Here is a 12,486-nt window from a genome sequence, read left to right as displayed (position 1 = left end):
GGATCAGGCCACGCTCTCCAGAAACGCCTCTTCCGCGGCCTGTACCGCGTCGGGGGTTCCGACATGCATCCAGACGCCGTCGAGCCTGAGGCCAAACAATCGTTCCTGCTCGTTGGCGCGGTCGAACATTTTGGTCAGCGAAAACTCGCCTGCCGGAGCGTCGGCGAAGAGCAACGGCGACATGATCGCGGCCCCCGCATAGACGAACGGTACCACCTGATGTTCGCGCCGCTTGCGCAGCGCGCCATCCGGCAGCATGGCGTAGTCGCCGCGGCCGGCATAGCCGATGCTGCTCGTGGTCGGCGCCATCAAGAGCAGGATGTCCATGCGATCAAGATCGAAGGTTTCGGCAAGCCGTGTCAGATTGGGCCGCACGCCGTCGATCCACATCGTATCGGCGTTGACGTGGAAGAACGGCTCCTTGCCGAGCAGCGGCAGCGCCTTCACCACCGCGCCGCCGGTGCCGAGCACCTGGTCGCGTTCGTCGGAAATGATGATGCGGGGCCGGCTACGGTTCGCCGTGTGCTGGATGATCTGGTCAGGCAGGTAATGCACGTTGACCACGGCCTCGCTGACGCCGGCGCCGGCGAGCTTGTCGAGCACGTGATCGAGCAACGGCTGGCCGGCCACGCTCACCAGCGGCTTCGGCATGTGGTCGGTCAGCGGGCGCATGCGCAAACCGAGACCGGCGGCAAGGACCATGGCTTTGGTAGGCGTAACGGACATTTTTGGAGTTTCTCGAACCATCAAATTGCGCCGCGGATCATACCACGGCGCTTCGCTTGAACCCAGCCAACCATGAGGCCTTAGTGGCCGCACATGACGGCCGTACGACGGCCACCGGCGCTTGCCAACTTCAGGCGTCGGCGTCCTCGGCCCCGCGCTTGGCCATTTTCTTCTTCTTGTCGCCCTGCTTCAGGAAATTGACGCCGATCTGATCGCCATTGACCCAGGCCAGCTCGCAGCGCCGATAGGCCAATCCCGTCGACGACAGCAGCAGGAAGAATTCTTTTAGATGCAGGCCCTCGACTGAGCCTTCGACCGTCAGCTTGGCGCCGGTCTCGGAGACGTCTTCCATCACGCAATCACGCCGCCAGGTGCCGTCGATGCCCATCATGTGCGCCGCAAAGCCGCGCTCGAATACGACTCGATCTCCCCGGCGCCGTTCCGCCCCCGCCATGGCCGTCCTTCCGCTTCAAGAAATGCTGGTCCACGCCTGCGCAGCATGGCCGGTTCCAGATTAAATGCGGGGTGGCTAACAGGAGGTAAATCAGGGCAGCGGCGGCGGCACGTTGGCGGCATACCATTCGCGAAACGCCGCCAGCGCGGGGTGCGCCAGCGAGCGGTTCAGGTAGGTCCAGATCCGGGGCTGGTGGCGCAGATATTGCGGCTTGCCGTCGCGCCCGTTGAGCCGGGCGAAGGTACCGAGCAGGCGCGTATTACGCTGCGCCGACATGATGGCGTAGAGCTCGGCAAAGCTGGCCGGATCGAACTGGCCATCTGTCGCGCGGCGCGCCTTGATGTAGCGGGTCAAGAGCGACAGCTCGACCGGTTCGGGGACGTCGATCCGCGCGTCCTGCAGCAGGGAAACCAAGTCGTAGGCAGCAGGACCCAACGCGGCGTCCTGGAAGTCGATGATGCCGACACGCAAAATCCCGGTGCGGTCGTCGAGCCAGATGATGTTGGGTGAATGAAAATCACGCAGCACCCAGGTTCGCGGCGCAGCCGCCGGCTTTTCGAGTAGCGTTCGCCACATCGCGATGAATTCGTCGCGTTGTTGCGGACTGACTTCAGCGCCGCGAACCGGCAAATACCATTCAAGCATCAGCCCGATCTCGACCAGCCATGCATCGATATCGTAGACCGGAATTTCGTAAGAGCCCTGCGGCCCGAGCGGCGCCGTTTCGGGCAGGCTTTCGCGGTGTAACGCCGCGAGCATGTCGGTTGCCGCCTCATAGCGTTCGGCGATCGGCCGCGGCGGGTCGCCTTCGACGATGCCGGCACTGCCGAAATCCTCGGTGATCAGAAAGCCGGAATCGAGATCGGCGTGGCGGATCGCGGGCGCCGAGAAGCCGTGTGCGCGCAGGCCGTTGTCGATGGCGACGAACGGCTTGACATCCTCGGCGAGATGAACGGCCGCGCTGTAGGATTTTCCGGCATAGATCGCCGGTCCGTCCGAACGGCGCGGCGAATTCATCAGGATGGATGTGCCGTCGTCGCCGATCAGGCGCGCATAGGAGCGTGTCGAGGCGTCGCCGGGCATGCGCTCGCGCGCTGCATCCAAAAAGCCGGCCTCAGTGAGAAATTTGCGCAAGCTGCTTAGGCGCGCCACCTGCGCCGCCGCCTTGCCGTAGCCGGTGATTTCGGCGGCCCGCGCGCTCGATCCGAGCGCGGGACGATGGCTGAAGGCGATGTCGATGCGATCTTCAGGCAGTGCGTCGGGCGCGCGCTCCGGCCATTCGATCAGCGCCAGCGTGCCCTCGGGCAAGGGCGACAAGCCGATTTCCTCCAGCTCGGTTGAATCGTTGATGCGGTAGAGATCGGCGTGGACAATCGGAAACGGCAGCTCGTAGCTCTGCGCCAGCGTGAATGTCGGGCTCGGCACTTCGAGCGCGGGATCATCGGCGAGGTAACGGATCATGGCGCGCGCCGCCGCGGTCTTCCCCGCGCCGAGATCGCCCGAGAGCGTGATGACGTCGCCAGGGCCGACTAACAGCGCGAGGTCGGCCATCAGATGCGCCGTTGCCGCCTCGTTCGCCAACGCCACTGTAAATGTTGCAGGCGCGGTCATTCGGCGGCGTTACGGTGGGCGTTTTGGTCGATCGGGAAATCGCAGGTGACGGTCGTGCCTCTGCCGACGACCGAGTCGACCCGCACCTTGCCGCCATGCAGTTCGACGAACGAGCGTACCAGCGACAGGCCGAGGCCGGCGCCGCGGTGGCGCGAGCCGTGGGAGTGACTCTCGAACCAGTCGAATACCTTGTCTTTCACCTCGGCGGGAATGCCGGGGCCGGAATCGGAGACGGTGAAGATCACGCGATGCTCGGTTCGCCGCGCGCTGATCGTGACCGCGGCATCGTGCGGCGAGAACCCGACCGCGTTGGCAAGCAGGTTATAGAGCACTTGCACCACGCGCCGCTCGTCGCCGGTGAAGTTGCCGATCTCAGGATCGATATCGACCTTGAGCTCGATGCGGTCGGTCGCCAGCCGGTCCTGGATTCCTTCGGCGGCGGCCTGAATGGCTCCTTCGATATTGACCGGGCCGAGCTCGAGCTTCATGGCGCCGGCATCGATGGTGGCGAGATCCAGGATGTTGTTGGTGAGCGCGAGCAGCGCGTTGGTCGATTTGGTGACGTAGTCGAGATACTCGGCCTGCTTTGGCGTCAGCGGGCCGGTCGAGGGATCGCTGAGGAAATGCGCAAAGCCGATGATGGTGGTCAGCGGCGCGCGCAGCTCGTAGGACACGTGGTGAACGAAATCCACCTTCATCTGGTCGGCGGCTTCCAGCGCCTCGTTGCGCTCGCGCAGCGCGCGCTCGACATTTTCGGTGTCGGTGATGTCCTGGAATGTCAAAAGGGTCGCGCCGTCGGGCAGCGGCATGGTCATGCAATCCAGCACGCTGCCGTCCTTGCGTTCGAGCTTTTGCGCCACCTGTGCCCGGTTCTCGATCGCAGTGATCGCCTCGCGCAGCGCCCGCCAGGTCAACGCATTGTCGAACAGCGGCTTGCACCACGCTTCTACAGTCTCGATGTGAGGCTGCTCTTTGAGCGATTCCGCCGAGAGCTTCCACATTTTCAGGAAAGCGGGATTGAACAGCTCCACGCGGCCGTTGCTGCCGAACACCGCAACCGCTTCAGCCAGATTGTCGAGCGTTTCATGCTGGACCCGGGTCAGCCGGTCATAGCGGCGTGCGAGATCCAAGCTTTCGGTGACATTATCGAACAGATAGGTGACGCCGCCTTCGAGGTTCGGCGTGGTGACGACGCTGACGGCGCGGCCATCGGGCAGAAACCAGGTGTAGTTCTCCGGCTCGACGGCGCGGTAGGCTTCGTGGAGCTTAGCCTTCCAGGCGCGGAAATCCGGTTGCTCAGGCAGTTTGCGCGCCGCGCGCAGCCGGTCGAGCACGCTTGAATCGTCTGGGTTGGAATCGAGGAAGGCTTGATCGAGACCCCACAGCCGCCGGTAGGATTCGTTGTAGAAGGCAAGCCGCCGCTGGCCGTCGAATACCGCAACCCCCGACGACAACTGGTCGAGGGTGCGGCGATGGGCTTCCGCCATCCGCTCCATGGCGTCGCGCAACTGGGTCGCCTCGCTGGCGTCGATGGCGATGCCGGCGCTGCCGCCGCCGAGCTTGAGCGCCTGAACGTCATAGATGCGCCGCTCGCCGCCCACCACGATCGGCAGCCGTGCGGCGTACGTGGAATTGTCATTCAGCACCCGGCCCATCTCGGAACGCTGATCGTTCTCCAGCAGTTCGAGGTTGCGGTAGATCGTGTCCGCGACGCTTGCGCCTTCGGTGGCCCGCACATAGGCCGCGTTCGCGTATCGCAGATTACCCTCGGCGCTCTTGGCCCAGATCGGCCAGGGCGCCGCGGCGGCGAAGTCGCGCAACAACTCGGTCTCCTCCAAAAGCGTTCTGTAGCGGAGATTGGCTTCGGCGAGTTCACGGCGCAAGCCGCCGAGTTCGCGTATCCGCACAATGGCTTGCCCCCCAATGGCGCGGCCCATCGCTTCGATGGCGCGGCCGTTCGAGGTGGAGAGGTTGAGCAGAAAACCTTCGCCGGCCTCGCGCAGCGCGTCGACCGCATGGTCCATCCGCAGCGCCGGTTCCGGCGGCAGCCAGGTTCCAAAGGCAAGAATGCGTTGCGGCGAGTTCGACAGTGCGTCCTGCGAGATCAGAAGCGAGGTGTCGCCGCTGATCTGGGGCCGGTTGTCGCCTGCGGCCCAGGCGATCAGGACCTGGGGCTCGGCAAACAACAACGCGCGCAGCCGGTCGGCTTGTACCTGCAGGTCGGCGATATCGGAGCGCAGGTCGAGTTCGATCCGGGTGGCCCGAATGCGCGTTCGCATCAGCAGGATTGCGGCCACCACGGTAAAGCCGAGCAGCGATAGCGCCGTCGTCAGCACCGCGAATTCCTGGTGATTGAGCTCGAACAAGGCGGAAATGGCTTGCGTGATGGTCAATTCGTCGGCCGACGCGGCCTCCGGCAGCACGGAGAGGGCGGTGGCGAGCGCAATCACGCCGTGGCGCGCCAGTGAGGTGCACGACAGCAGGGTTCGACGCATCGCAGCGACTACGCCCGACATTATTTGCCCCAAGAACGCATGACTGCAGGCACCACCCCCAGCGCATAATCCGCCAAAATGTGAGCGGTTTGCGTTGAGATTATGCGCCGACTAAGGATTGAGCGCGCCCGGACACAAAACCGGACTCCACTTTTGCTGGTCGCACCCTACACGAATCGGGTCGAGAGTATCTCCTTCGGAAGTCGACCGGTAAGAGTCCAGACCGTGAACGCAAAACTGCCTGTGAAAAAATCAAGGCGGCATCGCTCCGAACCGTCAAACCGAACGATTCAGCGGCCGGTCGAGCCAAAACCGCCACTGCCACGGCCGGTTGACGTCAGCGAAGCGACGGGAACCAGTTCCGCTTGCACCACAGGCGCGATCACCATCTGCGCGATGCGCTCGCCGCGCTTGATTGGAAAGGGCGTGTCGCCGTGGTTGATCAGGAGCACGTTGATCTCGCCACGGTAATCCGCATCCACCGTGCCGGGCGAGTTCAGCACCGTGACGCCGTGTTTGGCGGCAAGCCCGGAGCGCGGCCGCACCTGCGCCTCATATCCGGAAGGCAACGCGATCGTGAGCGCGGTCGGCACCATCGCGAATTTTCCGGGCGGGAGGATCAGCGGCGTATCCGCCGGCACCGCCGCCAGCAGGTCGAGCCCGGCGGCATCGGCGCTCTGATAGGCCGGCAGTGCGAGACCTTCGCCATGTGGCAATTGGTAGACGTCGACCTTCACCGTCACGCTCACGAATTCTTCTCCATGGTCTGCGCAATCTTCGCCACCAGCTCGGCTGCGACTTGTTCCTTGGTCATCACCGGCCAAGACTCCACCTTGATGCTGTCGACGTTGATCTCCTCGCCGTCGCGCGTCAGCAGATGAACGGTGTTGCGGTCGCCGCCCATCACGCCGGTTGAAGGCGACACGTCGTTGGCGACGATCCAGTCGCACCCCTTGCGCGCGATCTTGGCTTTCGCGTTGTCGATCAGATGTTCGGTCTCGGCGGCAAAGCCGATTACCAGCGGCGGACGTTTCTCCTTCAACTTCGAGATCGTTGCCAGAATGTCGGGATTTTCCACCAGTTGGAGCTGCGGCATGCCGGCGGACGTCTTTTTCAGTTTCTGCTCGCCTTCATTGGCAACGCGCCAGTCGGCCACGGCGGCTGCGAAGATCGCGATGTCGGCTGGCAAGGCGGCTTCCACGCGATGCAGCATGTCACGAGCCGATTCGACCCGGATCACCGTGACGCCGGGGGGATCGCGCAAGTCGACCGGGCCGGACACCAACGTGACGTCCGCGCCCGCGGCCTGCGCCGCGGCGGCGATGGCAAAGCCCTGCTTGCCGGAGGAGCGGTTGGCGATATAGCGCACAGGATCGATCGCCTCATGCGTCGGGCCTGCCGTGATCAGCACGCGCTTGCCCACGAGCGGACGCGGCCGCGGCGGGCGCAGGATGTCTACGGCGGCAGCGGCAATCTCGGCCGCCTCCGACATCCGCCCGATGCCGGCCTCATTGGACTCAGCCATCTCCCCGGCGTTGGGGCCAATCATGTGAATGCCGTCGCGGCGAAGTTGCAGTACGTTGCGGCGGGTGGCGGCGTTGTTCCACATCAGGGGGTTCATCGCAGGCGCCAGCAGGATCGGCCGGTTGGCCGCCAGCAGGATGGCGGTGGCGAGATCGTCGGCATGGCCGTGCGCCATCTTCGCCATCAGGTCGGCGGTCGCCGGCGCCACGATGATCAGATCGCATTCGCGCGCCAGCCGGATATGGCCGGCGTCGAATTCGCTCTCGGGATTGAACAGGTCCGTATAGACGCGCTCATGCGACAGTGCGCTGGCCGAAAGGGGCGTGACGAATTGCTGGGCTGCCTTGGTCAGCACGCAGCGGACGTCGATGTGTCGCTCTTTCAGCCGCCGGATCAGTTCCAGCGACTTGAACGCGGCAATGCCGCCGCCGATGATCAGGGTGACGTTCGGTGTGCTGGAGGCACCGGCCGATCGCACTGCCTGTGCGGGGACGTCTACGGAGGGCGGTGAGGTCGTGCCGCCTGGTAGTTCGGGGCGTCCTTGGATTAGTTCTCCCAGGATGACCCGGACTTCCTCTTCGACGGAGCGGCCGTTTCCCGCCGACCTGAGCCGCAGATAGGCTTTGACGGCCTCGTCGAGTTTTCGGATGGTCAGGCTGGCCATAGGGCGGCCTCCGGCAAAACTGTGCAGTCAATGCTAGCACGTTATGCTAGCATTGCAATCACAACTGCAGGATCGCAAACAGAATTCCGATAAAGGTCGCTGCGATGATCCAGAGTGCCACCGTGCGCCAGCGGCTCTTGCGGCCTTCGGCCCGGCCGAGCGCCGCAATGGTCTCTGGCGACAGCGTCAGGCCCTCGCGGGACATCTTTTCCATGTTCTCGATCACGGCAACTGCCCGCGACGCGATCGCCGGCAGGCCCGTCATGACGCGGCCGAGTTCGCCGGCGCCGGTCATCGCTCCCTGAACCCGCCCGAGCGGGCCGAGATTGCGCTCGATCCATTCGCGCACCACGGGATCTGCCACTTTCCAAATGTCCAGTTTCGGGTCGAATCCGCGGGCAACGCCTTCGACCACAACCATGGTCTTCTGCAGCAGGATCAGTTCGGGCCGGGTCTGCATGTCGAACAGGCCGGTGACTTCGAGCAGCAGGGTCAACAGCTTCGCCATCGAGATTTCTTCGGCGGTGCGGTTGTGGATCGGCTCGCCGATGGCGCGGATGGCTTGCGCGAAATTTTCCACCGAATGATGCCCCGGCACGTAGCCGGCCTCGAAATGGACTTCCGCGACGCGGCGGTAGTCGCGCGTGATGAAGCCCAAGAGAATTTCGGCGAGGAAACGCCGCTCCTTCACGCCGAGCCGGCCCATGATGCCGAAATCGACCGCCACCAGCCGTCCGGTGTCGTCGAGAAACAGATTGCCGGGATGCATATCGGCATGAAAGAAGCCGTCGCGCAGCGCGTGGCGCAGGAAGCTCTGGATCACCTTGCGCCCGAGGTCGGGCAAATCGACTTGCGCTGCTTCGAGGCCTGCATGGTCGTTCAGTGCGATGCCGTCAATCCACTCCATCGTCAGCACGTTATGGGTGGTGCGGTCCCAGTCGACCGCCGGCACGCGGAAATCCGGATCGTCGCGGGTGTTCTCCGCCATCTCGGAAAGAGCGGCAGCCTCGAGCCGCAGGTCCATCTCCATCGCGACCGTGCGCGACATCGTGTTGATGACCTCGATCAGCCGCAGCCGCCGCGCTTCGGCCGAATGCGCTTCCGCATTGTGCGCGACAAAGAAGAAGTCGGAGAGGTCGCGGCGAAAGCGCGAGGCAACGTTGGGCCGGAGTACCTTTACGGCGACCGGCTGGCGCACGCCGTTGCGCTCGATCTCAGCGCGATGCACCTGCGCGATGGACGCGGCGGCGACCGCCGGGCCGAGGCTGACAAAGGCCTTGGCCACAGAGCGTTCCAGCGACAGTGCGATCACCGCTTCCGCTTCACGTTGCGAAAACGGCGGCAGCCGGTCCTGCAGGCTTTCCAGGTCGCGCGCCATCGCAACCCCGACCACGTCGGGGCGGGTCGCCAGAAACTGCCCGAGCTTGAGGTACGCCGGTCCCAGCCGCGTCAGCGCGCGGGATAGCCGTGGGCCGGATTTGGCGCCGGGCCGTTCGATCAATCGCGCCAGTCGCAGCGCGAGCTGCCCGGGCGCCGGCACCAGGCTCGGATCGACGACGCCGAACACGCCCTCTCGCGCGAACACGTAAGCGGCGCGGACAAGCCGCGCGATGTGGGTCGCCGCAGAAATCACAAGCGCCAGCCCGAATGCAGCGCCACGATCCCGCCGGACAGGCTTTCCCACTTCACCCGCGCAAAGCCGGCGCCGCGGATCATCTCGGCAAATACATTGGGCCGGGGAAATTTCCGGATCGATTCGACGAGATACTGATAGGATTCGGCATCGCCGGTCACGGCGCGGCCGAGCGGCGGGATCACCCTGAACGAGAACTGGTCGTACAGCCAGTCCAGTCCGGGAACGTCGACGGTGGAGAATTCCAGACACAGGAATCGGCCGCCCGGCCGCAGCACGCGATAGGCCTCGCGCAGCGCCACCTCGATCCGCGGCACGTTGCGAATGCCGAAGGCGATGGTGTAGGCGTCGAACGAACGATCCGGGAAAGCCAGCGTCTCGGCATTGCCTTCGACGAAAGATACCTGATGGTCGAGATGCTGCGCCAGCGCGCGGTTGTGGCCGACTTCGAGCATATCCGCATTGATGTCGCAGACGGTGGCGCGGAAGCCAAAGCCTGCGGCCTTGGCCGCACGGAAGGCGATGTCGCCGGTGCCGCCGGCGACATCGAGCAGCGCAAACGGCGCATCACTTTTCGGCGGGTTGAGCGCCGTGATCATGACGTCTTTCCAGACCCGGTGCAGGCCCGCCGACATCAGGTCGTTCATCAGGTCATAGCGCCTTGCCACGCTGTGAAACACGTCGTTCACCAGCGTCTGCTTGTCCCCTAAGGGTACGTCCCTGAAGCCAAAATGGGTGGTTTGATCCGGCCGATCCATTAGATGTACTCCACTACCGGACCATAGCGCGCCCGTCGCAATGGCGCTATCACGTCACCTCCATAAGGTGAATGCCTGGATGCCTGAATTGCCCGAAGTTGAGACCGTCCGCCGCGGCCTGCAACCCGCCATGGAGGGGTCTAAAATCCTCAAAGCGGAAGCCCGGCGCAAGGATTTGCGGTTTCCCTTTCAAAAAGACTTTATCGCTCGGCTGGAGGGCCAGACGGTGACCGGTCTTGGCCGCCGCGCCAAATACCTGATGGCGGACCTGACCTCCGGCGACGTGCTGCTGATGCATCTGGGCATGTCCGGCTCGTTCCGGGTGCTCGATGGCGGCACTAACAATACGCCCGGCCAATTCCACCATCCGCGCAGCGAGGACCGCGCGCATGATCACGTGGTGTTTCACATGTCGTCGGGCAGATCCGTCGTGTTCAACGATCCGCGCCGCTTCGGTTACATGAAGATTATTGCCCGCAACGTGCTGGAGGATGAACCGCTATTGAAGGGTCTCGGGCCCGAGCCGCTCGGCAACGAATTCGGCGCCGCGATGCTGGCGCGGTCCTGCTTCAACAAGAAGACCAGCCTGAAGGCCGCGCTGCTCGACCAGCGCGTGGTTGCCGGCCTCGGCAATATCTACGTCTGCGAGGCGCTGTATCGCTCACACCTCTCACCGCGCCGGTTGGCGGCGACGCTGGCAACCAACAAGGGCGAGCCGACCGATCACGCCGGGCGGCTGGTGAATGCAATTCATTCGGTGCTGAACCAGGCGATCAAAGCCGGCGGCTCCTCGATCAACGATCATCGGCTGACCTCGGGCGAACTCGGCTATTTCCAGCACTCGTTCCAGGTCTATGATCGCGAGGGCGAGAAGTGCCAAACTAAAGGCTGCGGCGGTGTCGTGCGACGCTTCGTACAGAACGGCCGTTCAACCTTCTGGTGTCCGAAATGTCAGAAATGACCATCACGCCGACGCTCGAAACCAAGCGACTGATCTTGCGGCCGCTGGCGCTATCCGATGCGCCGGCGATCCAACGTCATTTCAACAACTGGAATATCATCCAGCATCTCGCATCGGTTGTCCCCTGGCCATATCCGGAGGACGGCGCGACCACTTTCATTACGAGGGAGTTGGAGAGGGTCGCCGCAGGGGAAGAGATCTATAATTGGATGCTGGTGCTGCGCGGCGGTGATGGCGAGGCGATCGGGAATATTCGCTTTCACCCGAGGGCGGACAATGCGAAGGGCAACCGGGGCTTCTGGCTCGCGGAGCGCTATTGGAATCAAGGCCTGATGAGCGAAGCCGTCGCGGAGGTGAACAATTTCGTCTTCGGCGTACTCGGCCTCGAGGTTTTCTACGTCTGTAACGCGGTAACCAATGAGGCGTCGCGCCGGGTCAAGCAAAAGACCGGCGCCGAATTGGTCGGCTACACCGAGCTTGCCCATCACAACGGTCAGACGCTGGCGGAACGATGGCGTGTGACGCGGGAACAATGGCTGCGCCGGAACAGGTAGGCCACCCGGTCGCGCGAAGCGCCGCCGGATGACAGGCTCCGCGAAGCAATCCAGCGGGGCTGGTTGGCGGGATTGCTTCCGTCTTCGCCTCGGGCAGTGACGCTGCGCGAAGCGGGAATGTCAGGCGCGAGCCGGCGCTCTCAGGAAGAGAGCGCTGTCGTTCGCCATGACCGGCAGCGCAGCCATTGCCGGAAGTATCGCAGGCGTTTCCACCAATTCCTCGATGATCGGATCGTCGCCGGCCGCTGCCATATTGCCGAGCCGCATTTCGATCCACTGCCAGAGAGCGCGGATTTCCTCGGCAGATTTGCCGCACGGCGCGTATTCGCAGACCGCAAGTCCGGCGCTGAGCGCATCCTGATGATCGTTGCGCATCACGATCAAGGGTTTGGCAAGGATATCGCCGATGTCGAGCGCGGCCTCGTCGCTCAGTGCGTTCTCCGCGCTGGCGAGCCGCGCCGCGCTCCGGATCGGCGTCTGGTTCAGGACATAGGCGAACGGCTTGTGCCAGGCCCTGACGACGCGGAGCGTCGGAGCGGTCGCCTCAATGTCCGCGATGCTCGGGCGCGTCGGGATCAGGCAGAAATCCGCATAACGAATCGCTGAATTGGTCGCGGCGCTGACGCCGCCGGCGGTATCCACGATCGCTACCGTCACGCCCTCGCGGTCGAGCGATTGCAGGCGTTGTTCGACCTCCCTGGCGGCGTAGACCGGCTCGACGACCGGCGCGGCATAGGGGCGGCGGCGCTTCCAGTTCGAAAGGGTGCCCTGCGAGTCCGTCTCGATCAGGCGGACATTGTGCCCGGCCCGGATGGCGGCAAGCGCAAGGCTGATGGCGAGCGTGCTTTTGCCGGAGCCACCCTTCTGGGTGGCCAATACGATCGTCTGCATTTCAGATCCTTTTGGATGGCTTTCAGGCATTTTGATTACGGCACACGAGCCGCGCCGCATTCTGCGGCGCCGAGTTACGCGCTCGTTCAGACGTGCCCAGCCCGATCCAAAGGTCAGGGGATCGCGGTAGTCCGAATCAGTCAGCTTGCAATGATGCCCGATTATGGAAGTGTGGTCATCCGGGCAAATACTGCCGTGCGGCGCATTTGCCCCAA

11 protein-coding genes are annotated in these 12,486 nt (G+C 63.9%); 2 read left to right on the top strand and 9 right to left on the bottom strand.

The features are described from left to right. Positions 1-3 precede the first annotated feature (3 nt). The 8 genes from YUO_RS0114290 to ubiE all read right to left on the bottom strand — a co-directional run bounded on the left by YUO_RS0114290 (position 4) and on the right by ubiE (position 9,865). Positions 4-726 (bottom strand): nucleotidyltransferase family protein, encoded by a 723-nt coding sequence (locus YUO_RS0114290; protein ID WP_028347886.1) that lies wholly within the window; start codon positions 724-726, stop codon positions 4-6. A 130-nt stretch (positions 727-856) separates the two neighbouring features. Continuing rightward, complete coding sequence (locus tag YUO_RS0114285) at positions 857-1,180, bottom strand: PilZ domain-containing protein (protein ID WP_028347885.1); 324 nt, start codon at positions 1,178-1,180, stop codon at positions 857-859. A 90-nt stretch (positions 1,181-1,270) separates the two neighbouring features. After that, the gene (gene tsaE / locus YUO_RS0114280; RefSeq protein WP_028347884.1) at positions 1,271-2,791 is read right to left on the bottom strand and encodes a tRNA (adenosine(37)-N6)-threonylcarbamoyltransferase complex ATPase subunit type 1 TsaE; all 1,521 of its coding nucleotides are present in this window, start codon (positions 2,789-2,791) and stop codon (positions 1,271-1,273) included. Continuing rightward, positions 2,788-5,307, bottom strand: coding sequence for a PAS domain-containing sensor histidine kinase (locus tag YUO_RS0114275; protein ID WP_028347883.1), 2,520 nt, complete (start codon positions 5,305-5,307; stop codon positions 2,788-2,790). The genes tsaE and YUO_RS0114275 overlap by 4 nt, the downstream gene beginning before the upstream one ends. Before the next feature lie 269 nt (positions 5,308-5,576). Further along, entirely contained in the window at positions 5,577-6,035 is a 459-nt protein-coding gene (dut, locus tag YUO_RS0114270; RefSeq protein ID WP_028347882.1) for a dUTP diphosphatase, read from the bottom strand. Continuing rightward, positions 6,032-7,474: a bifunctional phosphopantothenoylcysteine decarboxylase/phosphopantothenate--cysteine ligase CoaBC gene (gene coaBC, locus YUO_RS0114265; RefSeq protein ID WP_028347881.1), complete on the bottom strand. Its 1,443-nt coding sequence runs from the start codon at positions 7,472-7,474 to the stop codon at positions 6,032-6,034. Before coaBC ends, dut begins: the two co-directional genes overlap by 4 nt. 58 nt (positions 7,475-7,532) lie before the next feature. Beyond that, complete coding sequence (gene ubiB, locus YUO_RS0114260; RefSeq protein WP_028347880.1) at positions 7,533-9,107, bottom strand: 2-polyprenylphenol 6-hydroxylase; 1,575 nt, start codon at positions 9,105-9,107, stop codon at positions 7,533-7,535. Continuing rightward, the gene (ubiE, locus tag YUO_RS0114255; RefSeq protein WP_028347879.1) at positions 9,104-9,865 is read right to left on the bottom strand and encodes a bifunctional demethylmenaquinone methyltransferase/2-methoxy-6-polyprenyl-1,4-benzoquinol methylase UbiE; all 762 of its coding nucleotides are present in this window, start codon (positions 9,863-9,865) and stop codon (positions 9,104-9,106) included. The genes ubiB and ubiE overlap by 4 nt, the downstream gene beginning before the upstream one ends. 79 nt (positions 9,866-9,944) lie before the next feature. Here ubiE and mutM point away from each other — a divergent pair, with 79 nt between their 5' ends. Beyond that, on the top strand, positions 9,945-10,826 hold the full coding sequence (mutM, locus tag YUO_RS0114250; protein WP_028347878.1) for a bifunctional DNA-formamidopyrimidine glycosylase/DNA-(apurinic or apyrimidinic site) lyase: 882 nt from the start codon (positions 9,945-9,947) through the stop codon (positions 10,824-10,826). Next, complete coding sequence (locus YUO_RS0114245) at positions 10,814-11,380, top strand: GNAT family N-acetyltransferase (RefSeq protein WP_051379432.1); 567 nt, start codon at positions 10,814-10,816, stop codon at positions 11,378-11,380. The genes mutM and YUO_RS0114245 overlap by 13 nt, the downstream gene beginning before the upstream one ends. A 120-nt stretch (positions 11,381-11,500) precedes the next feature. Here the strand turns inward: YUO_RS0114245 and YUO_RS40705 are convergent, their stop codons facing one another. Continuing rightward, positions 11,501-12,271 (bottom strand): ParA family protein, encoded by a 771-nt coding sequence (locus YUO_RS40705; protein WP_051379431.1) that lies wholly within the window; start codon positions 12,269-12,271, stop codon positions 11,501-11,503. Between the last annotated feature and the right edge of the window lie 215 nt (positions 12,272-12,486).

The sequence above is a fragment of the Bradyrhizobium murdochi genome (assembly GCF_000472965.1).
Taxonomy (GTDB): Bacteria; Pseudomonadota; Alphaproteobacteria; order Rhizobiales; family Xanthobacteraceae; genus Bradyrhizobium; species Bradyrhizobium murdochi.
This window is presented reverse-complemented; position numbering and strand designations above follow the sequence as displayed.

Coding starts and splice junctions, on each gene's coding strand:
- YUO_RS0114290 (WP_028347886.1), bottom strand. CDS start 726: ATGTCCGTTACGCCTACCAAAGCCATGGTCCTTGCCGCCGGTCTCGGT.
- YUO_RS0114285 (WP_028347885.1), bottom strand. CDS start 1,180: ATGGCGGGGGCGGAACGGCGCCGGGGAGATCGAGTCGTATTCGAGCGC.
- tsaE (WP_028347884.1), bottom strand. CDS start 2,791: ATGACCGCGCCTGCAACATTTACAGTGGCGTTGGCGAACGAGGCGGCA.
- YUO_RS0114275 (WP_028347883.1), bottom strand. CDS start 5,307: ATGTCGGGCGTAGTCGCTGCGATGCGTCGAACCCTGCTGTCGTGCACC.
- coaBC (WP_028347881.1), bottom strand. CDS start 7,474: ATGGCCAGCCTGACCATCCGAAAACTCGACGAGGCCGTCAAAGCCTAT.
- ubiE (WP_028347879.1), bottom strand. CDS start 9,865: ATGGATCGGCCGGATCAAACCACCCATTTTGGCTTCAGGGACGTACCC.
- mutM (WP_028347878.1), top strand. CDS start 9,945: ATGCCTGAATTGCCCGAAGTTGAGACCGTCCGCCGCGGCCTGCAACCC.
- YUO_RS0114245 (WP_051379432.1), top strand. CDS start 10,814: ATGTCAGAAATGACCATCACGCCGACGCTCGAAACCAAGCGACTGATC.
- YUO_RS40705 (WP_051379431.1), bottom strand. CDS start 12,271: ATGCAGACGATCGTATTGGCCACCCAGAAGGGTGGCTCCGGCAAAAGC.